Below are 25,368 nucleotides of genomic sequence, written 5' to 3'. Positions count from 1 at the left end.
CATGGAATTGCGGCGCGAAAGCTACGTCTTCTCCGGCCTGTTGCATCTGGCGCTGTTCCTGCTGGCGGTGTTCGGCCTGCCGCAGTTCTGGCGCGAGATTCCCATGGAAGAGGCGCCCATCGTCGTCGACATCGTCCCCATCGGGGCCAAGACCAATCCGCCGCCCTTGCAGGACAACAAGCCGCAGCCCGAGCCCCAGAAGGCCGAGCCCGAGCCCCCCAAGCCGGAACCGCCCAAGCCCGAGCCGCCGAAGCCAGAGCCGCCCAAGCCGCCGCCGCCGCCCACTCCAGCGCCGCCGCCGCCTCCCACGCCCGCGCCCCCTCCGCCCAAGCCGGAGCCGGCGCCCGCGCCCATTCCCAAGCCCGAGCCCAAGCCCGAGCCCAAGCCGGAGCCGCCTCCGCCGCCCAAGCCCGAGCCGCGCCCCGAGCCGCCCAAGAAGCCCAAGGACGTCAAGGACGAGCTGGATTCGCTGCTCAAGTCGGTGGACAAGAAGAAGCCGACGCCCAAGGACGAATTGGATAAGCTTCTGAAGTCCACCGAGAAGCTCAAGCCCTCGGTGCCGGAAAACAAGACCGCCACCCAGACCGCGCCGCAATCGGTGCGCGGTTCGGCGTCGCATAACCCCAACGAGCCGGTCTCCATGACCGAGCGCGACCGCATCCGCGCTCATATCGAGCGGTTCTGGAACGTGCCGGCCGGAGCCAAGGACGCCGACAAGCTGGTGGTGATGATCAAGGTCTCGGTGCTGCCTGACGGCACGGTCACCGCCGCCGAGGTCGAACTGAACCCGGTAATGATGATGAACCCCTATTACCAGGCCGCCGCCGACAGCGCGCGCCGCGCCGTGCGCGCCGCCAGCCCGCTGCCCATTCCGGTGGACAAGTACGACCAGTTCAGGGATTTCACTTTGGCCTTCAACCCCAAGTTTGCGGCAGGGAGATGATCACCATGTCACGCATTCGCTCGCTCGCGGCGTTCGCCGTCTTCGTCATCCTCGGGGTTGCGGCGGTCTTGCCCGCCCAGGCCGAGGTGCGGATCGACATCACCCGCGGCCAGATGAAGCCGCTGCCCATCGCCATTCCCGATTTCGCCGGTGCGTCGGCCCAGGACAACCGCATGGGCGCCGACATCGCCCGGGTGGTCTCCGCCGATCTCGAACGGTCGGGCCTGTTCAAGCCCATCGATCCCAAGGCCTTCATCCAGAACGCCGCGTCCTTGCAGGCCGGACCGCGCTTCCCCGACTGGAAGGCCATCAATGCCGAGGCCCTGGTCAGCGGCAAGATCGAAAGCGGCGCCGACGGCCGTGTCCGGGTGGAGTTCCGCCTGTGGGACGTGTTCAACGAAGCCTATATGACCGGCTGGACGCTGTCCGCCTCGCCCCAGGATTGGCGCCGCCTGTCCCACAAGGTGGCCGACGCCATCTACAAGCGGGTGACCGGCGAGGACGGCTATTTCGACACCCAGATCGTCTATATCGCGGAATCCGGTCCCAAGAACGACCGCAAGAAGCGCCTGTCCATCATGGACCAGGATGGCGAGAACCACCGGTTCCTCACCGACGGCTCGGAACTGGTGCTGACGCCCCGCTTCTCGCCCAGCGCCCGCGAGATCACCTATCTGTCGTATTTCAAGGGCGTGCCCCGGGTCTACATCTTCAACCTGGACACCGGCCGGCGGGAATCGCTGGGCAATTTCCCGGGCATGACCTTCGCGCCGCGCTTCTCGCCAGACGGCAACAAGGTCGTCTTCAGCATGGCCGAGAACGGCAACACCGAAATTTACGAGATGAACCTGCTGACGCGCCAGAAGCGCCAGCTGACCATGAACCCGGCCATCGACACGGCACCCAGCTATTCGCCCGACGGCCAGCAGATCGTCTTCGAATCTGATCGTGGCGGCGGGCAGCAGATCTACACCATGAGTGCCGACGGCTCGAACCCGCAGCGCATCAGCTTCGGCGACGGCCGCTACGGCACCCCGGTATGGAGCCCGCGCGGCGATCTCATTGCTTTCACCAAGCAGAAGGGTGGGCAATTCTTCATAGGTGTCATGCGCACCGACGGCTCGGGCGAGCGCCTGCTGGCCGAGGGCTTCCTGGTGGAAGGCCCCACCTGGGCGCCCAACGGCCGGGTTCTGTCCTTCTTCCGGGAATCTCCTTCGGATGAGCGCGGTCGGGGCCAGGTGGTGCGCCTTTACACCATCGATCTGACCGGCGTGAATGAAAGAGTGCTGCTGACGCCCGTCGACGGCTCGGATCCCGCGTGGTCCCCCTTGATTCCCTAGAATTATCTTTGTATAGTCCGCGCCGATTAGGATTTAATCCGGTGACATCGGGTCCGATCGCTAACGATGTCACTGGTGGGGCGTGTCGTCCTTGATTGGGCGGCGCGTAGTCTCTAAGGTCCGATCTTATTCCATTCCCGCGTCGCATTGAGGGGGAGTCCTCAAATATGAAACTGCGTTTCCTGACCATCGTTGCCGCCGCCGCTCTGCTGGCCGCTTGCGAATCCGCTCCTTCTGACACCGGTAACACGGGTGGCACTGGCCAGACCACTCCGGCCGTCAGCTCCGGTATCGTCAAGGGCTCGAAGGAAGACTTCGTCGCCAACGTCGGTGACCGTGTGTTCTTCGACTTCGACAAGTCCAGCCTCCGCGCTGACGCCAAGGCCACCCTGGACAAGCAGGCTGCCTGGCTGAAGGCCTATCCGAACTACTCGCTGACCGTCGAAGGTCATGCCGACGAGCGCGGCACCCGTGAGTACAACCTGGCTCTGGGCGAGAAGCGTGCCAACGCCGTGGCTTCCTACCTGAAGTCTGCCGGCATTGCCGCCGCTCGCGTCAAGACCGTCTCCTACGGCAAGGAGCGCCCCGTCGCTCTGGGCTCGAACGAGGCCGCCTGGTCGCAGAACCGTCGTGGCGTGACCGTCCTGAACTAATCAGGCCGTTTACGGACGAAAAGAATGGGGCGCCCGCCCCCTGCTTCGGCAGGGGCGGGCGCCTTATTTTTGCCTGAATCGTGCTTGATGCTTTCTCACTCATCAGGGTGGGGAGAATGGCTTTGATCAGGAATAATGTGGCAGTGATCGCGCTGCTTCTGCTGGTTGCCGCCTGTGAATCGGCCCCCCAGTCCATGTCGGTGGCCTGTGTCGGCACGCCGCCAGCACTTCCGGACACCAGGTATCTGCCTGGTTCGCCTGGTGATTTTGTCACTAATATCGGTGACCGGGTCTTTTTCGATACGAACAGCTCGGCTCTTCGTTCAGATGCCCTCGCCACCCTGACCAGGCAGGCAGTCTGGTTGAGGGCCTACCCCAATTACCAATTGACCGTCGAGGGGCACGCCGATGAGCGCGGCACTCGCGAATACAATCTTGGTCTCGGTGACCGCCGCGCCCACGCGGTAAAAAGATTTCTGATCGCCCAAGGTGTGGCTCAGGCCAGGCTCAAGATAATTTCGTGGGGCAAGGAGCGTCCCGTGGCATTTGGTAGCAATGACTTGGCATGGGCGCAAAGCCGTCGGGCCGTGACCGTACTTGAGTAGGGCCGGGCGAGGGCCTGAACGAAATCAGGGGATCGCCTCTTGCCTTGCGCCCATGGGAAAGTCATTCTTCCGCATCCGTTTCGAAGATGAGGTTGGTCGTGCGCCGTTTCGTCCTTTCCACCGCCTTGTCGGCCCTGCTGATCGGCGCGGCCTTCGTGTCCCCCGCTTCGGCGCAGAGCGATACCCGCGCTCTTTACGATCGCATCGAACGTCTTGAACGCGACCTGATGACGCTCCAGTCCCAGTCGGCGCGGGGCGGCTCCACCGTGGTGCGCTCGTCCGCCAATGACGGCAGCGTCTCGGGCAGCGCCGCGTCGCGCCTGGAGGACCGGATCAACGAGCTGGAGGACGCCAACCGCTTCCTCACCGGCAAGATCGAGGAAGCCAATTTCAAGGCGGCCCAGTTGAACAAGCAGCTGGAGCGCATGCAGGCCGATATCGATCTGCGCTTCAAGGATCTGGAGGGGGGCAAGGGCGGCTCGTCCTCGTCCGCCCAGCCGCAATCCATGTCCATGCCGGCGGCTTCGGCCCCGGCCACCACGCCCAGCGGCGCGCCGGTGCTGATTCCGCCCAAGGGCGTCAAGCCAGGGGCCAACTCCGCCGACAATGACGGCCCGGCGCCGGGCCCGCAGAATCTGGGCGCCATGCCCGCCGGTGCCTTGAAGAAGGGCGAGGCCGAGGCGCAGGCCCAGGCCGCCAAGGCGCCGCCTGCCGCCCCCAAGGACGCCCAGTCCGCCTATGAGGAGGCCTATGGTCTGGCCCAGAAGGGCGATTACGACGGGGCCGAGCAGGGATTCCGGTCCTTCCTCAAGACCTATCCCAACCATCAGCTGGCCGGCAACGCCCAGTACTGGCTGGGCGACATCGCCTTCTCCCAGCGCAAGGACTTCGCCACCTCGGCCAAGCTATTCGGCGAGGCCTACAAGAAGTACCCCAAGCACACCAAGGCTCCCGACATGCTGTACAAGCTGGGCGCTTCGTTCGGCCACCTGGACATGAAGGATCAGGCGTGCCGCACCTATGCCCTGCTGTTCGCCGAGCATCCCGACATGGCCGACCGCATCAAGCGCGCCGCCACCGGGGACAAGCAGCGTTTGGGCTGCGGCAAATAGGGGGGATATCGGGCTGCCGCCCGAACCCGCTTGGGGCCTTGGACCCCAAACCCCATTCCTGAAATAAAATGGGGTCCGGGGCATTGGCCCCGGATGGGTTCGGGCGAGTGCCCGACAGGTCGGGGACACCAGAACCCATGTCCGTTCCGCCGCTTTCCTCCGACGACTTCTCCCGCCTGATGGCGCCCCTGGGGCCGTTCGAGGCCGCACCGCGTCTGGCGGTGGCGGTGTCGGGCGGCGCCGATTCCCTGGCCCTGGCCCTGCTGGCGGCGGATTGGGCGAAGGCGCGGGGCGGCGAGGTTCTGGCCTTGACCGTCGATCACCGTCTGCGCCCCGAATCCGCCGCCGAGGCGGCCCGGGTGGGGGCGTGGCTGGCCCGTGACGGCATCTCTCACCGCATTCTCGCCTGGGAGGGTGACAAGCCCGCCGCCGATCTTCAGGCGGCGGCCCGCGCGGCGCGCTATGGCCTGCTGGGCGAGGCCTGCGCCGCCGAGGGCATTCTGCATCTGGCCCTGGCCCATCATCAGGATGATCAGGCGGAGACGCTGCTGCTGCGCCTCGGCCGGGGGTCGGGGCTGGAAGGGCTGGGGGCCATGGCGGCCGAGCGTCCGACCTCCTGGGGGCGCCTGCTGCGCCCGCTGTTGCCCGTGCCGCGTGTCCGTCTGGAAGCCACCCTGCGGCACAGGGGGCAGGAGTGGACCAGCGATCCCTCCAACCGCAACCCCGCCTTCGCCCGGGTGCGGCTGCGCCATCTGGCTGGGGATCTGGCCGCCGAGGGGATGACGCCACGCCGGCTGGCCGAGACCGCCGGGCGGCTGGCCCGGGCCCAGGCGGCCGTCGATTCCATGGTGGCCGAGGCCGCCGCCCGGCATGTGACCCTGGACCCCGCCGGCTTCGGCCGGCTGCGCCCCGAGGCCCTGGCCGGATTGCCCGACGAGGTGGGGCTGCGCCTGCTGGCCGGCCTGCTGCTGAGCGTGGGCGGCGAGGCCCATACGCCGCGCCTGGAACGGCTGGAACGCCTTCACGCCACGCTGTGCGGAGGATTGGAGGCGGCGCGGACCCTGGCGGGCTGCCGCATCGTGCCCCAGGGCGATTCCGTGGTGCTGTGCCGTGAGCCCGCCCGGGTGGCGCCGCCGCTGGATCTGGTTCCGGGAAGCCGCATCCGCTGGGATGGGCGCTTCGAGGCGGTGGTGGCCGGGGACGCGCCGCCGGGCTTGCGCCTGGGGGCGCTGGGGCCCGAAGGGCGGCGCAAGGTGCTGGCGGCCATGGGACGGCAGCGGCCCGAACCGGTTCCCACCTGCGCCATTCCCACTTTACCGGCCCTTTACCATGAGCGGGGTATTCTCGCGGCGCCGCACCTCGGCTATAACCGGGAGGGTGCCGGTCGGGTCCTGGTGAGCTTGCGCGCTTCGCCGCTCCATGTTCTGACCGTTTTCGCTTGTGCCGGCGGGAATCGGCATTATCTGTAGACGACGTTGTCCGGTACAGCACTTGACGGGAAGGACGCTACCTTGAATTTTAGCAAGAACCTGGCGTTGTGGGTCATCATCGCCGTGTTGCTGGTGATGCTCTTCAATCTGTTCCAGGCGTCCTCGCCGCCGCGCGGTCCGGGCCAGACCTCCTATTCCGAATTCCTCTCCGACGTGGATCGCGGCGCTATCGCCGACGTGACCATCCAGGGCAGCGTGGTCAACGGCCACTTCACCGATGGCCGTCCCTTCACCACCTACATGCCCCAGGACGTCAATATCGTCGACAAGCTGCGCGCCCATTCCGTGCGCATCACGGCGGTGCCGCCCTCGGACGATGCTCCGACCATCTGGAGCGTGCTGGTGTCGTGGTTCCCCATGCTGCTGCTGATCGGCGTGTGGGTGTTCTTCATGCGCCAGATGCAGGGCGGCGGCGGCAAGGCCATGGGCTTCGGCAAGTCCCGCGCCCGCCTGCTGACCGAAAAGACCGGCCGCATCACCTTCGAGGATGTGGCCGGCATCGACGAGGCCAAGCAGGAGCTTGAGGAAATCGTCGAGTTCCTCAAGGACCCGCAGAAGTTCCAGCGCTTAGGGGGAAAGATCCCCAAGGGCTGCCTGCTGGTCGGCCCGCCCGGCACCGGCAAGACCCTGCTGGCCCGCGCCATCGCCGGCGAGGCCAATGTGCCGTTCTTCACCATCTCGGGCTCCGACTTCGTCGAGATGTTCGTGGGTGTCGGCGCGTCGCGTGTCCGCGACATGTTCGAGCAGGGCAAGAAGAATGCCCCCTGCATCATCTTCATCGACGAGATCGACGCGGTCGGCCGTCATCGCGGCGCCGGTCTCGGCGGCGGCAATGACGAGCGCGAGCAGACCCTGAACCAGTTGCTGGTGGAGATGGACGGCTTCGAATCCAACGAAGGCGTCATCCTGATCGCCGCCACCAACCGCCCCGACGTGCTGGACCCCGCCTTGCTGCGTCCCGGCCGCTTCGACCGCCAGGTGGTGGTGCCCAATCCCGACATCCTGGGCCGCGAGAAGATCATCAAGGTCCATATGCGCAAGGTGCCGCTGTCCCCCGACGTGGACGCCCGCATCATCGCCCGCGGCACCCCCGGCTTTTCCGGCGCCGATCTGGCCAATCTGGTCAACGAGGCGGCCCTGCTGGCGGCCCGCGCCGGCAAGCGCGTGGTGACCATGGCCGAGTTCGAGGCCGCCAAGGACAAGGTGATGATGGGCGCCGAGCGCCGCTCCATGGTGATGAGCGAGGACGAGAAGAAGCTTACCGCCTATCACGAAGCCGGCCACGCTTTGGTGATGATGCACGTGCCCGGTCACGAGCCGCTGCACAAGGTGACCATCATTCCCCGTGGCCGGGCCCTGGGCCTGACCATGTCTCTGCCCGAACGCGACCGCTATTCCCTGTCGCTCAAGCAGATCAAGGCGATGATCGCCTCGTTCTTCGGCGGCCGCGTGGCGGAAGAGATGATCTTCGGCCTGGACGCGGTGACCACCGGCGCCTCCAACGACATCCAGCGCGCCACCGATCTGTCGCGCAAGCTGGTGACCGAGTACGGCTTTTCCGAGAAGCTGGGGCCGCTGCGCTACAACGACAATCAGGAAGAGATCTTCCTGGGTCATTCGGTGACCCAGCACAAGATATCTCGGAAGCCACCGCCAGCCTGATCGATTCCGAGGTGCGGCGCTTCGTCGAGGAGGGCGAGAACACCGCCCGCGAAATCCTGGCCAAGTACCGCGCCGAACTGGAGATCATCGCCAAGGGCCTGCTGGAACTGGAGACCCTGTCCCGCGAGGATATCGACGCCCTGATCCGTGGCGAGCCCATCAGCCGCGGCGACAACGGCGACTACCGCCCCAAGGACCCGCCGCGCCGCTCCTCGGTGCCCAGCTCCGGTCCCGGCAACCGCCCCGGCTATGATCCGGAGCCGCAGCCCGGTGCCTGAGGCAGGGATCACATCGGCCTTTACCCGAAGCCCCGCTTTGCCGCGGGGCTTCGACGTATCGGCGGGCGGGCTCTACCTGCTGCCCACCGGTCTGGTGTGGGGCGAGCAGGCGGCGGCGGCGGTGATTTCCGGCAATGGCTGGCCTCTGGCCGACGGCTGGGCCGCCTTCACCGCCCTGGGCGTGGCGACCCGCCGTCCTGGGGGCGGGGCCGATCTGGCCGTGGCCTCCTTCGCCGAGGTGGTGGACTGGGCCGAGGGCGAGGACCCGGCCCTCGCTCGTCAGGTGGCCGAGACCGTCCACGCCATGGGAAGCCGGCGCAAGCCCTGGGGCGGGCTGGAGCTGGACCGGCCGCGCATCATGGGCATCGTCAACGTCACTCCCGACAGCTTCTCCGATGGTGGCGAGGTCTTCGACAGCACGGCCGCCATCGCACGCGGCTTGGCCCTGGCCGAGGCGGGGGCGACCATCATCGACCTGGGCGGCGAATCCACCCGGCCCGGCGCCGATCCGGTCAGCCCGGCGGAGGAGGCGCGGCGCGTGCTTCCCGTGGTGCGCGCCCTGGCCGAAAAGGGCCTGTGCGTCTCCATCGACACCCGCCATGCCGCCGTGATGGACGCGGCGGTCGAGGCGGGGGCGCGGATCATCAACGACGTCACCGCCCTGCTCGGCGATCCCGAGTCTCCCAAGGTGGCGGCCCGAAGCGGCGCCGATCTTTGCCTGATGCACATGCAGGGCGACGACCCGCGCACCATGCAGGCGGAGCCCCGCTATGCCTGCGCGCCACTCGACGTGTTCGACCATCTGGCCCGACGGGTCCAGGACTGCGAAGCCTGGGCATTGCCCGTCAGCGGATCTGCCTCGATCCTGGTATCGGCTTTGGCAAGACGCCCGGGCATTGTGCCCAGGTGCTGGGGAGTCTGGCTCTGCTGCACGGTCTGGGGCTGCCGCTGCTGCTGGGAGTGTCGCGCAAGAGCTTCGTGGCCCGGCTGAGCCGGGACGAGGTTGCGACGGCCCGGCTGCCCGGCACCTTGGCGGCCAATCTGGCCGGTCTGGATGCCGGGTTTCAGGTGCTGCGCGTCCACGACGTGCCCGAGACGGCCCAAGCCCTGGCCATCTGGACCGCCATGCGGAGCGGGGCTTAGCAGGCTGCGGATGGACGTCACTTCGGGGGCTTTTGCCCCCGATCCCCCAACCTGGAAGCCAGGCTTCCCGGACCCTTCTGCTTTTTAGTCCATAGAAATAAAAGGAAGCTGGAGGTTCGGAGGCTGTGCCTCCGAACGGGTCAGGGCGGTAGCCCTGCCGCGAAGCGGGGCTTTTTTACTCCCGAACGACCTTACGCCTGGTTCCGCTCCTTGGCGATCTGGCGCAGCTTGGGGACGTAGTGGCTCATGCGGTGGTCGTCGGCGATCTTGGGCAAGCGGAACCACGCCTGGGGCTTCATCAGGTTGTCCGCCAGCATGCACTTGGCCCGGGTCAGTGCCGCGGCGGTGCCGGTCTTGAGTTTGGCGGTGCCGTCGCCGCCGGTCAGCAGGCGCAGGTCCCCCACATGCTGATAGCCCACATAGCCGCTGTCCATCAGCTTGGTCTGCGGCGACATCGCATAGCGCAGCCCGCCGCTGGCTGATCAGGTAGAAGGTGTCTCCGTCCACCGGCACCTGACCGCTCCGGTCTGGCTGGCGTCCTGAATGAAATCGGCGAGATTGATCGTCTGAGTGCCCACGTGCTGCCCCTCCTGTTTGAAATCATGCCGCGCATAACAACAGCCATGCAGAGTAGAACTGGTGAGTTTGGTGGAGTCTAAGGCGAAACTATTCCGATTTGTAACGGCAACGGGGTGAAAACGCCCATCAGTTTGGCCGCTTGGAGGGCGGAAGCGCCAGGGCGATCAGCTTGACCGACTCCACATGGTGGCTGGCCGCCAGGGCGGCGAGGCTGTCGCCGGGCTCGGCATTGATACCGGCCTGACGTAGGCGGGCCAGGACATCCTCGGTGCGGCTGCCCATCACCGGCGCCAACTGGGAAATGGGGGCCTGCTCGGCCGCTCGGGCCAGGCGGGCCATGGGATTGCCCGATGGCTTTGGCGGTACCAGGGCGACGAAAGCCGCCACGCCCAAGGCGGTGATGGCCGCCAGAATGTGCAATTGGCGCTGACGCAGCATCAGGGCGAACGACCCCCGATGGCGGATCACATGCAGAATCGCCACGGCGGCAAAGCCCATGCCCAGCCATTCATGGATGGCCTCGACCGGGTCCTTGGCCAGATGAAAGAACAGGATCACTCCCGTAATCCCCACCACCACGGACAGAACGGCGGTGGCCTGGGTGGCGTAGCGGCGCAGGCCGTTGTCGAAATAGTTCATGATGCCCTCGTGCTCAACGATGAATGGATTCAGGTTAGGGCCGGGCGGTAACCCCTGTATGTCGGATTTGTATGGAAGTGTATCCGGTGGGGCGGCAATTCCCGATCGGCCGCCTCGCTTCTTGCCGGTCCGCCCCCAATTTCGTGAACAGGCAGGCTGAAGGGGTGTAGAAGCTATTTAATTCTACCATAAAGAATGCTATACTTCACATAGACCATCAATAAATGTAGCGTATTGTGACGAGTGTGTGCGAAGGAGTTATGGACTCCTGCGCTAATTTCGATTGGTTGCGCATTGATGGTCGACTCGGCTGTGTCTTGACTTTAACGGAGGCGAGAATGATCTGGCCCAATCGTGTAATTGCCGTCGCCATGGCGGCCGTCTTGGTGGGGTGTGCCCAACCTGACCAGTTCACATCCGACTTGGCGAAGTTTTCGAGTGCCGCCACCAATTTTGCGGATCGTACCGAGAGCCTTCTTGGTCGCGAGCGACCGCACGCAATTCGATCTCGAGGTGGCGCGGTCGGAATATGGCCGTTGCGGGACCCAAGCCCGGACGAGGGGGGCCTGTCCCCTGGATGGCCGCGTAATCAACACTTCGTTGCTCACTCCGGCGGACATGGCGGCGCGCAAGAGTGCCCTGTCCACCCTCAAGGCCTATGCCGCCGCCCTTTCCAAGGCCTGCGCGGCGACGCCGGGAGCCGACTTCGCGTCGGCCGTGACATCGCTTCAGCAGCAGGTGAATACGGTCGGAAGCGATGTGGCGAAGATGACCGGTAAGGGCGGAAATCTGAAGGAGCTGGAGCAGGCATCCGGTCCCATCGCGATCCTGGTGGGGACCATCGGCAAGATGGTCATCGAGCAGAAGCAGGCCGATGCCCTGATCGAAGCCATTCTGTCGGCGGAGCAACCCATAGGCCGCCTGGCAGACAACATGGATAAGGACATGGCAATCGTCCTGGCGGACATGGGCGATGGGGCGACCGGCCAATACGGTTTTGCCGTGGAAGCCTACAACGACCTGTTGCCGGCCAAGATGGCCGATCGGCAAGCCCTTCTGGCGATCGTGAAGGGTAAGGCCTCGGCGTATTACGAGTTGCGGACGATCCGCACCAGCTATTCCCAATCCATCGGCGGGTTCAAGGCCGCCGTGTCGGAACTGGCAAGCTTTGCCCGATCCAAGCGCGATCCCAAGAAATATGCCGACGTGGTCGCCGCCGTGGATGTTTTCATCAGCCGGGCCGAGGACCTGAATAAAGCCATCGGGCAAGTCCGGAAATAGCGCATGCGAATGATCTCGATCTGGGAGCGAAGAGGAGAGGGACATGGCAGACAAGGATATCGATGAGGTGGTCGCCGCTCTTTACGAGTGTTCCGGCCGTCTTTTCATCAGCAAGGAACCCGGCTCTACCGACGAGGCGATGGAGATACGGTCTGCGGCCCGCCGTCTGGGGCAGGTGGCGATTGCCAACCGGACACCGGAAGTGGAGCAGGCTGTCGGCGAGTTGAAAACGGCGACGACGACGTTGAAGAAGCGGCTGAGCGACCTCGATGCGGCGGCCGAGGCGGTTGAGCAGGCGAGGGCGGTGGCCACTCTCGTGGACCGGTTGCTGCTCATTATCGCCAGCTTCGCCTGATTTGATTTTCGAGCTGGTTGGGCGTCCTGACCCGTAGGGCAGGATGCCCAACCCTTTCTCCTTCCCTTCGCCTTTCCGGCTTGCTATCCAATCCTCCTTTCGGACGAAGGGAAGCATAACGGGATGACGCGCAAGCTGTTCGGCACCGACGGGATCAGGGGCACCGCCAACACCGACCCCATGACGGCCGAGATGGCCATGAAACTGGGCATGGCGGCGGGAAGGCACTTCACCCGCGGCGATCATCGCCACGTGGTGGTGATCGGCAAGGACACCCGTCTGTCGGGCTATCTGCTGGAGCCGGCTCTGACCGCGGGTTTCATCTCGGTGGGCATGGACGTGGTGCTGCTGGGCCCGTTGCCCACGCCGGCGGTGGCCTTGCTGACGCGGTCCATGCGCGCCGATCTCGGCGTGATGATCTCGGCGTCGCACAATCCCTATGAGGATAACGGCATCAAGCTGTTCGGCCCCGATGGCTTCAAGCTCTCCGACGAGGACGAGCTGACCATCGAGGCCTCCATGTCCAACGGACTGGAATCCTGCCGGGTGGGCTCGGACCATCTGGGCCGCGCCAAGCGCCTGGACGATGCGGCCGGGCGCTATATCGAATACGCCAAGTACACCTTCCCGCGCGGCCTGCGCCTGGACGGCCTGAAGATCGTGGTCGATTGCGCCAACGGCGCCGCCTACAAGGTGGCCCCCACCGTGCTGTGGGAACTAGGCGCCGAGGTGATTCCCGTGGCGGTGAATCCCGACGGCTTCAACATCAACAAGAATTGCGGTTCGCTGCACACCGAGACCATGCGCGAGCAGGTGGTGGCCCATGGCGCCCATCTGGGCATCGCGCTCGACGGCGACGCCGACCGGGTGGTGCTGTGCGACGAACTGGGCCACATGATCGACGGCGACCAGTTGATGGCGCTGATCGGCGATCTGTGGCACCGCTCGGGTCAGCTGAAGGGCGGCGGCATCGTCGCCACGGTGATGTCCAATTTGGGGCTGGAGCGCTTTCTGGACCAGCGGGGCCTGAAGACCATCCGCACGGCGGTGGGCGACCGCTATGTGCTGGAGCACATGCGCCGCGACGGCTTCAACGTGGGTGGCGAGCAGTCGGGCCATATCATCCTGTCGGACCATTCCACCACCGGCGACGGTTTGGTGGCGGGGTTGCAGGTGCTGGCCGCGCTGGTGCAGTCGGGCAAGCCGGCCAGCGAGATGCTGCGCCTGTTCACGCCGCTGCCCCAGGTGCTGAAGAATGTACGGGTGGCCAAGGGCTCGGTGGCCGAGGTGCTGGCCGCGCCCGCCGTCGAGGCCGCCATCCGCGATGCCGAAGCCAAGCTGGCCGGGCAGGGCCGTCTGCTGATCCGCAAGTCGGGGACCGAGCCGCTGATCCGGGTGATGGCCGAAGGCGAGGACGAGGGCCTGGTCGAGGCCTCGGTCGATGCCATCGTCGAGACCATCCGCCGGGCGGCGGGCTGAGGGCGTAAAAAAGGGGGCTTCTGCCCCCTTGCCTTGATCCCGGCTGTTAAGCCGCCGCCGTGGCGGCTTCGGGAGCGAAGCGCTCCACCACCCGGCTCATGGTCCGGGCGATGTCCGGGCACAGCCGGACTAGGCGTTCGGCTAATTCGCGGGCGCGGTCGACGTCTACCGGATGGCCGGCAACTTCCGCCTCGAGAATCTCGGCAAGCTGATCGATCTCTTCCCATCTGTACTGCATGATGTGCCTCGTGGGATGTGTAACCATGCTTTCGTATAGGCGAATATACGCACCCATATTGCGGCGCACAAGAGGGTGAACACCTTATTTTAGCTGCCGCTACAAAATGTCACCCGAATGCAGCTTATGGGTATCCCTATTAAAAATGTGTCAAAAGCATTAAATCTCTTGATTGAAGAGGGTCTTGGCCATGCGAGGAAGGGTTCTGATCGTCGCCGGTTCTGATTCGGGTGGCGGTGCCGGTATCCAGGCCGACATCAAGGCGGTGACCTGCCTGGGGGGCTTTGCCGCAACGGCGGTGACCGCCCTGACCGCCCAGAACACCCTGGGGGTGAGCGGCATCCACGAGGTGCCTCCCGATTTCGTGCGGGCGCAGATGGCGGCCGTCCTCAGCGACATCGGCGCCGACTGCATCAAGACCGGCATGCTGGCCTCGGCTGCCATCGTCGAAACGGTGGCCCTGGCGCTGGAGGAGCTGGCTCCCGCCGTGCCCCTGGTGCTTGATCCGGTGATGGTGGCCAAGGGCGGCGCCGCTTTGCTGGCCGACAGCGCCGCCGGAGCGCTGGTCAAGCGGTTGGTGCCGCGCGCCCGGCTGCTGACACCCAATATCCCCGAGGCCGAGGTGCTGTTGGGGCGCGCCATCAAGGGCGCCGACGGCATGGAGGGCGCGGCGCGGGACCTGCTGGCGTTGGGACCGAAGGCCGTGCTGCTCAAGGGCGGCCATCTGGAGGGTGACCATCTGGTGGATGTGCTGGCCGAGGCGGGGGGCGGCCTCCGCCGCTTCACCGGGCGGCGCATCGCCAGCCGTTCGACCCATGGCACCGGCTGTACCCTGGCGTCAGCCATTGCCGCCGGGCTGGCCCAGGGCTTGGGACTAGTCGAGGCGGTGGAGCGGGCCAGGGCCTATCTGGTCAGGGCCATCGAGACCGCCCCCGGCCTGGGAAGCGGCCACGGCCCCCTCAACCATGGGCACACGGTCAAGGAGTTTCAGGCATGAGCGCGCTTCCCTTCTGGCACGTGGACGCCTTTGTCGAGGACGCGCCGTTCTCCGGAAATCCGGCGGCGGTGGTGGTGCTGCCCCAATGGCCCGACGACGCCTGGATGCAGGCGGTAGCGGGTCAGAACGCCCTGTCGGAAACCGCCTTCCTGGTCAAGGAGGCGGAGGGCTGGCGGGTGCGCTGGTTCACCCCCAGGATCGAGGTGGATCTGTGCGGCCACGCCACCCTGGCCTCGGCCTGGGTGGTGCTGAACCATGTGGAGCCGGGAGAGCGGGTCGTGTTCGCCTCCAGGAGCGGGCCGCTGGCCGTCATCCGCGACGGCGATCGCCTGGTACTGGATTTTCCCGCCAACCCGCCGCGTCCCGCCGTGTTTCCCGAGGGACTCGACCGTATCCTGGGGGCTCCGGCGCGTGAGGTACTGGCCACCCGTGACCATCTGCTGTGCGTGCTCGACGATGCCGACCGTGTGTCGGCGCTGGTGCCCGACATGGCCGGGGTGGTGCAGTTGAACCGATGGGGGCTGATCGTCACCGCGCCGGGCGGCGGCGGCGTGGATTTCGTCTCGCGCTTTTTCGCCCCGCGCAAAGGCGTGGACGAGGACCCGGTGACCGGCTCGGCTCATTGCGTGCTGGCGCCCTTCTGGGCCCGGCGCCTGGACAAGGCCATGCTGACGGCGCGGCAGCTGTCTCGGCGCGGCGGCACGCTGTGGCTGGAGAACCGGGGAGAGCGGGTGCTGATCGGCGGCCGCGCGCGGCCGTTCGTTCAGGGCCAATTGATACTCTGAGGGCTGCCCCTCACCTCAGCCGTGGGCGTCCGCGGGAGGGGCGCCCAGGGTGCGGATGATGGCGCGGGTCAGGAGGTGAAAGTCCACCGGCTTGACCAACTGGTCGTTCATGCCCGCCGCGAAGCACAGGTCGCGGGCCGAGGCGAAGGCATGGGCGGTCAGCCCGATGATGGGCAATTCGTCACGGCTGAGATGGGCGCGGATGGCCCGGGTGGCGTCCAGGCCGCTCATCTGGGGCATTTCCATGTCCATGAGGATCAGGTCGGGGCGCCGGGCCGGGTCGAGAGCGCAAGGGACCACCTGGGCACCATTTTCCACCCGAATGACCTGAATGCCGTTCATGCCGAGGAATTCTGAATAGATCTCCGCCAGTTGCGGATTGTCCTCGGCCAGCAGCACGCGACGGCCGGCCAGGGCCTTGAAGTCCGGGGACAGGGCCGGTTCGGACTCGGTCGCTTCCGTCTGGGCCTGGGGGGCTCCGGCGACGCCCAGCAGGGCGGAGAAGCGAAACACGCTGCCCCGGCCGGGCTGAGATTCCACGGTGATCTCGCCGCCCATCATCTCCACCAGAGTGCGGCAGACCGACAGCCCCAGTCCGGTGCCGCCATAGCGCCGGGTGGTGCTGCCGTCGCCCTGGGTGAAGGGCTCGAAGATGGCCTCCAGCCGGTCGGCGGGAATGCCGATCCCCGAATCCGCCACTTCGCATTCCAGCAGCAGGCTGATCTCGTCGATGGGCATGGTGCGCACGGTGACGTGAACCGCGCCCCGGCTGGTGAACTTGACGGCGTTGCCCACCAGGTTGATGAGAATTTGCCCCAGCCGCAACGCGTCGCCCACCAGAAGGGCCGGGGCGTCGTCACTGTGCTGCAGCGACAGTTCCACGCCCTTTTCCTCGGCCAGGGGACGGGTCAGGTCCTCGACGTGGCCCAGCATCTCGTCCAGGGAAAACGGGGCGAGGTCCAGGGCGTACTTGCCCGCCTCGATGCGCGAGATGTCCAGGATGTCGTCGACGATGGCCAGAAGGTGCCGCCCCGCCCGGCCGACCTTGGGCAGGATCGCCCTGGCCCGGGCCAGGGTGGGCGCCATGCCGGCCAGTTGCACGAAGCCGAGAATCGAGGCGATGGGGGTGCGCAGTTCGTGGCTCATCACCGCCAGGAAGTCGGACTTGGCGCGGTTAGCGGCTTCGGCCTCGGCGCCGGCCCGGCGCAGGTCGCCGATCAGCCGCTCGTTCTCGAAGCGCAGGCGGATGGACTGGACCAGCACCCGCTCCGCCGCCCGGCACGACAGGGTCACCACCACCAGGAAGACGGCGGCCATCACCGCCAGAATGGTCATCACTCGTTCCCCCGACAGGGCGACGGGAATCACGAAGCCGGCGATGGTCGGCAGGGCGAAGGCCATCTGACCGGGGAAATAGGCCGACAGGCTGGCCAGGGAGGCGGCGGTCAGGCCGGTCAGGATGACGGCGATGAACAGGGCGTGGCCGGCGTCATGGGCGTCGAAGGCGGCCAGCCCGAAGATCAGCCACATCAGCCCCGACAGCAGCAGGTTGAAGGCCATGTAAGGCCCCCAGAAATCCGGCCGCCGGTCGCGGTCGGCCACAGTCCAGTAAAACCGCAGCATGGCCAGCCGCAGCGCCGCCACCGCCACGAAGGCTCCCGCCCACCACCAGACCATCTCGCCGGCCACCGGGGCGGCGCCCAGGGCGGCCAACAGGGCGATGGCGGTGCCGGTCAGGGCGGTGAAGGGCAGGTTGCGGGCCAGGACGCGGACCTGTTCGGCCCGCACCCTGGTATCGATGGAGGCGTCGTCAGCGCCCACGGCCCTTGACCTTGAGAGGCTTGCCGCGTCCCCTGACCGGCGGGAACCAGTCGTGAAGGCGAACCTCGGGCGGGAACACCGTCTCGCCCCGCCACCAGGCCCGCGCTGCGTCGGGCTGATGAATGACGGCTTTCAGGGCGGGGATGAAATCCACGCCGGGGCAATCGCGCCCGGCCATGTGCAGGGGATGGGCCAGCCCGAACACGGCGCCGTCGAACACGTCCTTGGGCGGCGCCTGATGCTCGGGCGAGGGAGCCGGGCCGAACAGCGGCGCGTCGAGCTTGGCATAGGTGCCCATGCACCAGCGCGCATCCGTATGATAGAGGCCCCGGCACTTGAACGGGCGGATGTCGTAGATGGCACAGGCGTTGTCTACCAGGAAGACGCAGGGCCGTCCGCCGCTCCAGGCGTCCAGCCGCCCGATCAGGGCTTCCCCCTCCGGCCGCCGAAGCAGGGCCTGGGCGATGTAGAGCACCTCGGTGGCGGTGGCGCCCACCCGCTGGTGGCAGCACCAGCCGCAGCCTTTGCCGCAGGCGGCCTTGGGCGTGCCCAATGCGAAGGCCGGAGTGGCCCGGACCTGGGCCCACAGGCCCTCGGCCAGGGCCTGGGCTTCGCCCACCGCCGCGATGGAGGCGTCGGCCCCCTTGGCCATGGCGGCGCCTACCAGGGCGCGGACCGCGTCGAACGAGGCATCGCGAACGGGCGAGGTGCCGCCCGCCGGGGCGGTCGAGGTCATGGCGCGAAGGGCGGCGGCGGCGTCGAATGGGCTGGTCATGGCGGCGAAGATAGCAAGGCCTTGCCGGGGCCGCCACCACCGGCAAGGAATATGCACGCCGGATAAATGCTTCGTTGCGAATCCATCGGCGCCCTCATACACTCCGCCCGGGCCACGGTCCCCCAACGGGCCGCGTCCCTTCTGCGAGGGAGGGTTACATCTTATGAGCGAAATTTCCAAGCCGGCTGCCAAGCCCGCCAATCCCAATTTCTCTTCCGGCCCCTGCGCCAAGCGACCCGGTTGGACGGTCGACGCGCTGAAGGACACGCCTGTCGGCCGGTCGCACCGCGCCAAGATCGGCAAGACCAAGCTGGAAGAGCTGATCAACCGCACCCGTTCCGTGCTGGGCATTCCCGCCGATTACCGCATCGGCATCGTTCCCGCCTCCGATACCGGCGCCGTCGAGATGGCCATGTGGTCGCTCCTGGGCGCCCGGGGCATCGACGCGCTGGCCTGGGAAAGCTTCGGCGAGGGCTGGGTGACCGACATCACCAAGCAGCTGAAGATCGAAGACACCCGCGTGTTCAAGGCGCCCTACGGCACCCTGCCCAATCTGGCGGAAGTCGATTGCGACCGCGACGTGGTGTTCACCTGGAACGGCACCACCGGCGGCGTGCGCATTCCCAACGGCGACTGGATCAAGTCCGACCGCAAGGGCCTGACCATCTGCGACGCGACCTCGGCCGTGTTCGCCATGGACATGCCCTGGGACAAGCTGGACGTGGTCACCTGGTCCTGGCAGAAGGTGCTGGGCGGCGAGGGTGCTCACGGCATGCTGGTGCTCAGCCCCCGCGCCGTCGAGCGGCTGGAGACCTACAAGCCGTCCTGGCCGCTGCCCAAGATATTCCGCATGACCAAGGGCGGCAAGCTGATCGAAGGCATCTTCAAGGGCGAGACCATCAACACGCCCTCGATGATCGCCGTGGAAGACCAGATCGACGCCCTGAAGTGGGCCGAGTCCATCGGCGGCCTCAAGGCCCTGATCGCCCGCTCGGAAGCCAATCTCAAGGCGGTGCAGTCCTGGTTGGACAAGTCCGCCTGGGCCGCCAATCTGGCCGACGATGCCAAGGTGCGCTCCTGCACCTCCATCTGCATGATCGTCAAGGCGCCGTTCTTCGCCAAGCTGTCGCCCGATGACCAGGCGGCGGCGGCCAAGAAGATCGTCACCCTGCTCGACAAGGAAGGGGTGGCCTACGACATCGGTGCCTACCGCGACGCTCCCGCCGGCCTTCGGGTCTGGGGCGGCGCCACGGTGGAAACCAGTGACGTGGAAAAGCTCCTGCCCTGGCTGGACTGGGCCTTCGCCCAGGTCAAGGCCGAGTTCGAGCCCAAGGTCTCCTAAGCCGAAAACACCGTGAACCGGGCGCCGCCTTTCAAAAAGGCGGCGCCCGAACTCCATGTGAGCCCTTTTCCCACTCGAGGAAGTCCAGATGCCCAAGGTTCTCATCAGCGACAAGTTGAGCCCCGCCGCCGTTCAGATCTTCAAGGATCGCGGCATCGAAACCGACGTGAAGACCGGCCTCGCTCCCGACGAGCTGAAGGCCATCATCGGCCAGTATGACGGTCTGGCCATCCGTTCCAACACCAAGGTCACCACCGAGATCCTGGCCGCCGCCACCAACCTCAAGGTTGTCGGCCGCGCCGGTATCGGCGTCGACAACGTGGACGTGCCCGCCGCCACGGCGCGCGGCATCGTGGTGATGAACACCCCCTTCGGCAATTCCATCACTACCGCCGAGCACGCCATCGCCATGATGTTCGCCCTGGCCCGCGAGATTCCCGAGGCCAATGCCAGCACCCACGCCGGCAAGTGGGAAAAGAACCGCTTCATGGGCGTCGAGCTGACCGGCAAGGTGCTGGGCATCGTCGGCTGCGGCAATATCGGCGCCATCGTCGCCGACCGCGCTCAGGGCCTGCGCATGCGCGTCATCGCCTATGACCCCTTCCTCTCCGTCGAGCGCGCCAAGGAGCTGAACGTCGAGAAGGTGGAACTGGACGAACTGTTCCCCCGCGCCGACTTCATCACGCTGCACACGCCCTTGACCGACGCCACCCGCAACATCATCGACGCCAAGGCCATGGCCAAGATGAAGAAGGGCGTGCGCATCATCAATTGCGCCCGTGGCGGCCTGGTGGTCGAGGAAGACCTGCTGGCGGCCCTGGAGTCCGGCCAGGTGGCCGGTGCCGCGCTGGACGTCTTCAAGACCGAACCCGCCAAGGAAAACGCCCTGTTCGGCAATCCCAAGGTGGTCTGCACTCCGCATCTGGGCGCCTCCACCTCCGAGGCCCAGGAAAACGTTGCCTTGCAGGTGGCCGAGCAGATGGCCGATTACCTGCTGACCGGCGCCGTCACCAACGCGCTGAACATCCCGTCGGTGTCGGCCGAGGACGCGCCCAAGCTGCGCCCCTACATGACGCTGGCCAACCAGATCGGCAGCTTCGCCGGCCAGTTGACCGAGACCGGCATCAAGGACGTGAAGATCGAGTATCTGGGCCACGTGGCCTCGCTCAACACCAAGCCGCTGACCGCCATGGTCCTCGAAGGGCTGCTCAAGCCCATGAACGAGGCCGTCAACATGGTCAACGCCCCCGTGGTGGCCAAGGAGCGCAACATCAAGGTCTCCGAGGTCAAGTCCGAGTCCGAGGGTGACTATCACACCCTGGTGCGCCTGACCGTCACCACCGACAAGCGCGAGCGTTCGGTGGCCGGCACCTTGTTCGGCGGCAACAAGGCCCGCGTGGTGGAGATCAAGGGCATCTCCATCGAGGCCGAGCTGGGCCAGAACATGCTTTATGTCACCAACCAGGACAAGCCGGGCTTCATCGGCGCCCTGGGCTCCCTGCTGGGCGCCAACGGCGTCAACATCGCCACCTTCCACCTCGGCCGTTCCGAGGCGGGCGGCGACGCCATCCTGCTGACCCAGGTGGACCAGCCGGTCTCCAACGACCTGCTGGAAAAGGTCCGGGCCCTGCCCCAGGTGGTGCAGGCCAAGTTCCTGACCTTCGCCTGATCCCGGTTCATTCCTGATACCGGCAAGGGGGGGCGCGGCGGTGACGCCGCGGCCCCCAGCTTTTTGATGCCCTTCCCCGTGTCTGGACGAAGCCGCACGCAGCATTTGGTAGGTTGAAACATATCTGTAATACAAATGGTATATTCCGCCCTGCTGCATTAGGGGCTTATACATAGGGTGTGGACATTAGGGGTAGGCACCCAGGGGGATGTAATGGCTTGGATTTTCGGTGGAAAGACGGCTGCCAAGGCCGATCTGCGGCCCATGGACGTGGCCAATGACCAGGCGCTGTCGTCGCTTCAGTCCGAGTCCATCGGGGCGGCCCTGGATCAGCTTCTGGCTGGCAAGTATCACTCCGTTCCCGCCGGCACCTGCCCCGTTACCGCCAAGATCAAGGCCCTGGCCGACCGGCTGGAATCCCAGGCGCAAGCCAATCTGAGGCTGGACGTCGGTCTTTCGGTCAACGTCAACGAGGCGGTGACCAAGGCCGCCGGCATGATGCGCGACGTGGGCGAGGTGGATCGTCGCGCCCAGGCCATTGCCGTGGCCGCCGAACAGCTGGTGTCGAGCGTGGCCGAGATCGCCAGGACCTCCAAGGCCGCCGCCGAGGATGCCGGCGCCGCCGAGAGCGTCGCCCAGGAAAGCCACGGCGCCGCCGATCAGGCCATCGGCGCCATGCAGGCCATCGCCGAGGCGGTGCAGGCCGCCGCCGGCAAGGTGGATTCCCTGGCCGAGGCCTCGGTGCAGATCGGCGACATCGTCAATCAGATCGAGGACATCGCGTCGCAGACCAACCTGCTGGCCCTGAACGCCACCATCGAGGCGGCGCGGGCGGGCGAGGCGGGCAAGGGCTTTGCGGTCGTCGCCAACGAGGTGAAGAACCTGGCCAACCAGACGGCGCGCGCCACCGTGGACATCCGGGCCCGCATTGAATCCCTGCGGGTCGAGATGGGCGAGATCGTCCGCACCATGCAGGACGGCGCCGGCGCCGTCGAGCACGGCAAGGAGGTCATCAGCGCCACCAGTGACGGCATGGGCCGCCTGTCCACCCAGGTCCAGGGCGTCTCGGTCAAGATGGCCCAGATCGCCGGCATTTTGAACCAGCAGAGCGCCGCTTCGGCCGAGGTGGCCGAGGGCGTCGGCGCCATCGCCGGCCTGTCGGCCCGCAATGTCGCCACCATCAACGACGTGGTCGAGGAGATGGACGGCGCCTCCAAGGGCATCGTCGCCGCCCTGAACGAGATGGCGGCGCTGGAGATCGACGACTTCACCCTGCATGTGGCCAAGTCCGACCACATGCTGTGGCGCAAGCGCCTTGCCGACATGGTGGTCGGGCGCGAGGTGCTCAATCCCGACGATCTGGCCGATCACACCAAATGCCGCCTGGGCAAGTGGTGCTCGACCCTCACGGATGAGAGTATCTTGCGCCATCCGGCCTACGCCGCCCTTGAAGCGCCCCACCGCGAGGTGCACCGGAACGGCATCGATGCCGCCCGCTGCTTCAAGAATGGCGACCTGGACGGGGCGCTGGCCGCCATCGCCCGCGCCGCCGAGGCCTCGGTGGGGGTGATGAAGTGCCTGGACGATCTTGGTGACCGTCGGCGCTTTTAGAGCGCCATTCCCCGGATTCCGTTTGCCCCTGGGGGCCAAACGCGATACATCGGGCATTGCCAGATAACCGAGCGGTCGTCATTGCGACGCCCGCCCTTGTTCCGGGTTGCGACACCAAGAGATGACCGAGTCCGCCAATCGGGCCCTGCTGCCCGCCGGCCTGCGCGACATGCTGCCCCCAGACGCGGAGTTCGAAGCCTCCGTCGTCCACAGCCTGATGAGCATGTTCGCCCGTCATGGCTATGATCGTGTCAAGCCGCCGCTGATCGAATTCGAGGAAAGCCTGCTGGACGGCGCGGGGGGGGGGACCTCGTCCCAGACCTTCCGGGTCATGGATCCCATGAGCCAGAAGATGATGGGCCTGCGCGCCGACATGACGCCGCAGGTGGCCCGCATCGCCGCCACCCGCCTGGGATCCCAGCCCCGGCCGCTGCGCCTGTCCTATGCCGGTCAGGTGCTGCGGGTGAAGGGCACCCAGCTGCGCCCCGAGCGGCAGTTCGGCCAGGCCGGAATCGAGCTGATCGGCTCGGATGATGCCGGCGCCGATGCCGAGGTCCTGGTGATGACCGCCGAGGCGCTCGATGATCTCGGCGTGCCCGGGGTGTCCGCCGACCTGGCCCTGCCCACCCTGGTTCCGGCGGTGTTCGCCGCCTATGGGATCAATGGCGAGACCGCCGATCGCCTGCGCGCCGCCCTCGACCACAAGGACAGCGCCACGGTTGCCGCCCAGGGCGGAGCCGCCGCGCCGCTGCTGCAGGCGCTGATCGCCGCCGCCGGTCCGGCCGCCCGCGCCCTGGCCGAGCTGTGCGCCCTGGACCTGCCCCCCGCCGCCGCCGCCGAGCGCGACCGTCTGGCCCGGGTGGTGGAACTGGCCGGTGCCGACCTGCCGTCGCTGACCCTGACGGTCGATCCGGTGGAAAATCGCGGATTCGAGTATCATACCGGCCTCAGCTTCACCCTGTTCGCCCGCAATATGGGTGCCGAACTGGGGCGCGGCGGGCGCTATCAGGGCGGAGGCGGCGAGCCGGCCACCGGCGCCACTCTGTTCATGGATTCCGTTCTGGCGGCGCTGCCCGGCCCCAAGCCGGCCAAGCGGCTGTTCGTTCCGGCGGGAACGCCCCGGGCCTGGGCCCAGGCGTTCCGCGCCCAGGGCTGGGTGACGGTGTCGGGGCTGGACCCCGCCGCCGACCCGCAAGTGGAAGCAAAGCATCAGGGCTGCAGGCATCGCCTCGGTCCCGATGGTATCGTCGAAGTCGAATAGGTTAGGGGACTTAAAGGTATGGCGAACGTGGCTGTGGTCGGCGCCCAGTGGGGCGACGAGGGCAAGGGCAAGGTCGTCGATTGGCTCTCCGAGCGCGCCGACGTGGTGGTGCGCTTCCAGGGCGGCCATAATGCCGGCCATACCCTGGTCATCAACGGGGTGACCTACAAGCTGTCGCTGCTGCCTTCGGGCGTGGTGCGCGGCAAGCTGTCCATCATCGGCAACGGCGTGGTGATCGATCCCTGGGCCTTGCTGGCCGAGATCGAGCGCATCCGCGCCCAGGGGGTGGAGATCACCCCCGAGGTGCTGAAGATCGCCGAGAACGCCTGTCTGATCCTGCCGCTGCATGCCCATCTGGACAAGGCGCGGGAAGAGGCCAGCGGCACCGCCAAGATCGGCACCACCGGCCGCGGCATCGGCCCGGCCTACGAGGACCGCGTGGGGCGTCGCGCCATCCGCGTCTGCGATCTGGCCGACGAGGCCGTGCTGAAGGCCAAGATCGCCACCCTGCTGCGCCATCACAACGCCCTGCTGCGCGGCCTGGGCGCCGCCGAGGTGGACGGGGCCGAGCTGCTGGCCAAGCTGCTGGACGTGGCGCCGAAGATCCTGCCCTTCGCCGACGTGGTCTGGCAGCATCTGGATGAGGTGCGCCACACCAGGAAGCGCGTCCTGTTCGAGGGCGCCCAGGGCGCCATGCTCGACGTCGACCACGGCACCTACCCTTATGTCACCTCGTCCAACACCGTGTCGGGCAACGCCGGCACCGGCTCGGGCGTCGGGCCGGGGCAGGTGGGCTATGTCCTGGGCATCTGCAAGGCCTACACCACCCGCGTGGGCGAGGGGCCGTTCCCCACCGAGCTGTTCGACGAGATCGGCAAGAGCATCGGCGAGCGCGGCCATGAATTCGGCACCGTCACCGGCCGTCCGCGCCGCTGCGGCTGGTTCGACGCCGTCATGGTCCGCCAGGCGGTCAAGGTGGGCGGCATCACCGGCATCGCCCTGACCAAGCTGGACGTGCTGGACGGCTTCAAGGAACTGAAGATCTGCACCGGCTACAAGCTGGATGGCAAGGTGATCAACCATTTCCCGGCCTCCATGACCGGCCAGGCCAATGTGGAGCCCATCTACGAGGTCATCGAGGGCTGGTCCCAGAGCACCCGTGGCGTGCGGTCGTGGAAGGATCTGCCCGCCACCGCCATCAAGTACATCCGTCGCATCGAGGAACTGATCGAGGCGCCGGTCGCCCTGCTGTCCACCAGCCCCGAGCGCGAGGACAGCATCCTGGTGCACGATCCCTTTGCGACTTGATT

General features: G+C 66.7%; 21 protein-coding genes and 2 pseudogenes. 18 read left to right on the top strand and 5 right to left on the bottom strand.

Going from position 1 to position 25,368, the window contains the following annotated elements; genetic code table 11:
* Position 1 precedes the first annotated feature (1 nt).
* From AMB_RS16225 to folP, 8 genes and pseudogenes are all read left to right on the top strand, one after another.
* Complete coding sequence (locus AMB_RS16225; RefSeq protein ID WP_011385577.1) at positions 2 to 943, top strand: TonB C-terminal domain-containing protein; 942 nt, start codon at positions 2 to 4, stop codon at positions 941 to 943.
* Positions 940 to 2,283 carry a Tol-Pal system beta propeller repeat protein TolB gene (gene tolB, locus AMB_RS16220; RefSeq protein WP_011385576.1) on the top strand — a complete coding sequence of 448 codons (1,344 nt, stop codon included), beginning with the start codon at positions 940 to 942 and terminating at the stop codon, positions 2,281 to 2,283. Before AMB_RS16225 ends, tolB begins: the two co-directional genes overlap by 4 nt.
* 167 nt (positions 2,284 to 2,450) lie before the next feature.
* Positions 2,451 to 2,936: a peptidoglycan-associated lipoprotein Pal gene (gene pal, locus AMB_RS16215; protein WP_011385575.1), complete on the top strand. Its 486-nt coding sequence runs from the start codon at positions 2,451 to 2,453 to the stop codon at positions 2,934 to 2,936.
* 116 nt (positions 2,937 to 3,052) lie between these two features.
* Entirely contained in the window at positions 3,053 to 3,541 is a 489-nt protein-coding gene (gene pal / locus AMB_RS16210; RefSeq protein WP_011385574.1) for a peptidoglycan-associated lipoprotein Pal, read from the top strand.
* 98 nt (positions 3,542 to 3,639) lie between these two features.
* Complete coding sequence (gene ybgF, locus AMB_RS16205; RefSeq protein ID WP_231848864.1) at positions 3,640 to 4,653, top strand: tol-pal system protein YbgF; 1,014 nt, start codon at positions 3,640 to 3,642, stop codon at positions 4,651 to 4,653.
* A 137-nt stretch (positions 4,654 to 4,790) separates the two neighbouring features.
* Entirely contained in the window at positions 4,791 to 6,122 is a 1,332-nt protein-coding gene (tilS, locus tag AMB_RS16200; RefSeq protein ID WP_011385572.1) for a tRNA lysidine(34) synthetase TilS, read from the top strand.
* Positions 6,123 to 6,218: 96 nt separating this feature from the next.
* Positions 6,219 to 8,083 (top strand): annotated as a pseudogene (gene ftsH / locus AMB_RS16195) (ATP-dependent zinc metalloprotease FtsH).
* Positions 8,055 to 9,226: pseudogene (gene folP, locus AMB_RS26915) on the top strand (dihydropteroate synthase). The pseudogenes ftsH and folP overlap by 29 nt, the downstream one beginning before the upstream one ends.
* 191 nt (positions 9,227 to 9,417) lie before the next feature.
* On the opposite strand, the gene AMB_RS16185 reads toward folP, so the two are convergent.
* Entirely contained in the window at positions 9,418 to 9,681 is a 264-nt protein-coding gene (locus AMB_RS16185; RefSeq protein ID WP_011385568.1) for a hypothetical protein, read from the bottom strand.
* 250 nt (positions 9,682 to 9,931) lie between these two features.
* Positions 9,932 to 10,444, bottom strand: coding sequence for a DUF4405 domain-containing protein (locus AMB_RS16180; protein WP_011385567.1), 513 nt, complete (start codon positions 10,442 to 10,444; stop codon positions 9,932 to 9,934).
* 618 nt (positions 10,445 to 11,062) lie between these two features.
* On the opposite strand from AMB_RS16180, the gene AMB_RS16175 reads away from it, so the two are divergent.
* The 3 genes from AMB_RS16175 to glmM all read left to right on the top strand — a co-directional run bounded on the left by AMB_RS16175 (position 11,063) and on the right by glmM (position 13,559).
* Complete coding sequence (locus AMB_RS16175) at positions 11,063 to 11,725, top strand: hypothetical protein (RefSeq protein WP_043744845.1); 663 nt, start codon at positions 11,063 to 11,065, stop codon at positions 11,723 to 11,725.
* A 43-nt stretch (positions 11,726 to 11,768) separates the two neighbouring features.
* A complete protein-coding gene (locus AMB_RS16170) occupies positions 11,769 to 12,080 on the top strand; it encodes a hypothetical protein (protein ID WP_011385565.1) in 312 nt (103 codons plus the stop codon).
* Between the two features lie 123 nt (positions 12,081 to 12,203).
* A complete protein-coding gene (glmM, locus tag AMB_RS16165; RefSeq protein WP_011385564.1) occupies positions 12,204 to 13,559 on the top strand; it encodes a phosphoglucosamine mutase in 1,356 nt (451 codons plus the stop codon).
* 46 nt (positions 13,560 to 13,605) lie between these two features.
* Here glmM and AMB_RS16160 read toward each other — a convergent pair whose 3' ends face one another.
* Positions 13,606 to 13,797 carry a hypothetical protein gene (locus AMB_RS16160; RefSeq protein ID WP_148207440.1) on the bottom strand — a complete coding sequence of 64 codons (192 nt, stop codon included), beginning with the start codon at positions 13,795 to 13,797 and terminating at the stop codon, positions 13,606 to 13,608.
* Positions 13,798 to 13,987: 190 nt separating this feature from the next.
* Here AMB_RS16160 and thiD point away from each other — a divergent pair, with 190 nt between their 5' ends.
* Together thiD and AMB_RS16150 are read left to right on the top strand one after the other, a co-directional pair.
* Positions 13,988 to 14,794, top strand: a complete 807-nt coding sequence (gene thiD, locus AMB_RS16155; protein ID WP_043744842.1) for a bifunctional hydroxymethylpyrimidine kinase/phosphomethylpyrimidine kinase — start codon at positions 13,988 to 13,990, stop codon at positions 14,792 to 14,794.
* The gene (locus tag AMB_RS16150) at positions 14,791 to 15,579 is read left to right on the top strand and encodes a PhzF family phenazine biosynthesis protein (RefSeq protein ID WP_011385561.1); all 789 of its coding nucleotides are present in this window, start codon (positions 14,791 to 14,793) and stop codon (positions 15,577 to 15,579) included. The genes thiD and AMB_RS16150 overlap by 4 nt, the downstream gene beginning before the upstream one ends.
* Before the next feature lie 15 nt (positions 15,580 to 15,594).
* Here AMB_RS16150 and AMB_RS16145 read toward each other — a convergent pair whose 3' ends face one another.
* Positions 15,595 to 17,400 (bottom strand): ATP-binding protein, encoded by a 1,806-nt coding sequence (locus tag AMB_RS16145; protein ID WP_011385560.1) that lies wholly within the window; start codon positions 17,398 to 17,400, stop codon positions 15,595 to 15,597.
* The gene (locus AMB_RS23515) at positions 17,390 to 18,175 is read right to left on the bottom strand and encodes a YkgJ family cysteine cluster protein (RefSeq protein WP_050750740.1); all 786 of its coding nucleotides are present in this window, start codon (positions 18,173 to 18,175) and stop codon (positions 17,390 to 17,392) included. The genes AMB_RS16145 and AMB_RS23515 overlap by 11 nt, the downstream gene beginning before the upstream one ends.
* A 163-nt stretch (positions 18,176 to 18,338) precedes the next feature.
* Between AMB_RS23515 and AMB_RS16135 the strand changes: the two genes are divergently transcribed.
* The 5 genes from AMB_RS16135 (at position 18,339) to AMB_RS16115 (ending at position 25,366) form a co-directional block, all read left to right on the top strand.
* The gene (locus tag AMB_RS16135; RefSeq protein WP_011385559.1) at positions 18,339 to 19,517 is read left to right on the top strand and encodes a phosphoserine transaminase; all 1,179 of its coding nucleotides are present in this window, start codon (positions 18,339 to 18,341) and stop codon (positions 19,515 to 19,517) included.
* Positions 19,518 to 19,605: 88 nt separating this feature from the next.
* The gene (gene serA, locus AMB_RS16130; protein ID WP_011385558.1) at positions 19,606 to 21,186 is read left to right on the top strand and encodes a phosphoglycerate dehydrogenase; all 1,581 of its coding nucleotides are present in this window, start codon (positions 19,606 to 19,608) and stop codon (positions 21,184 to 21,186) included.
* Positions 21,187 to 21,399: 213 nt separating this feature from the next.
* The gene (locus tag AMB_RS16125; RefSeq protein ID WP_050750739.1) at positions 21,400 to 22,797 is read left to right on the top strand and encodes a methyl-accepting chemotaxis protein; all 1,398 of its coding nucleotides are present in this window, start codon (positions 21,400 to 21,402) and stop codon (positions 22,795 to 22,797) included.
* Positions 22,798 to 22,918: 121 nt separating this feature from the next.
* Positions 22,919 to 24,058, top strand: coding sequence for an ATP phosphoribosyltransferase regulatory subunit (locus tag AMB_RS16120; RefSeq protein WP_043744838.1), 1,140 nt, complete (start codon positions 22,919 to 22,921; stop codon positions 24,056 to 24,058).
* 18 nt (positions 24,059 to 24,076) lie between these two features.
* On the top strand, positions 24,077 to 25,366 hold the full coding sequence (locus AMB_RS16115) for an adenylosuccinate synthase (protein ID WP_011385555.1): 1,290 nt from the start codon (positions 24,077 to 24,079) through the stop codon (positions 25,364 to 25,366).
* Positions 25,367 to 25,368: the final 2 nt, after the last annotated feature.

It is taken from the genome of Paramagnetospirillum magneticum AMB-1, assembly GCF_000009985.1.
GTDB classification, from domain to species: Bacteria; Pseudomonadota; Alphaproteobacteria; order Rhodospirillales; family Magnetospirillaceae; genus Phaeospirillum; species Phaeospirillum magneticum.
Note: the sequence above shows the minus strand (reverse complement) of the source record. Positions and strands in the feature narration are given on the sequence as shown.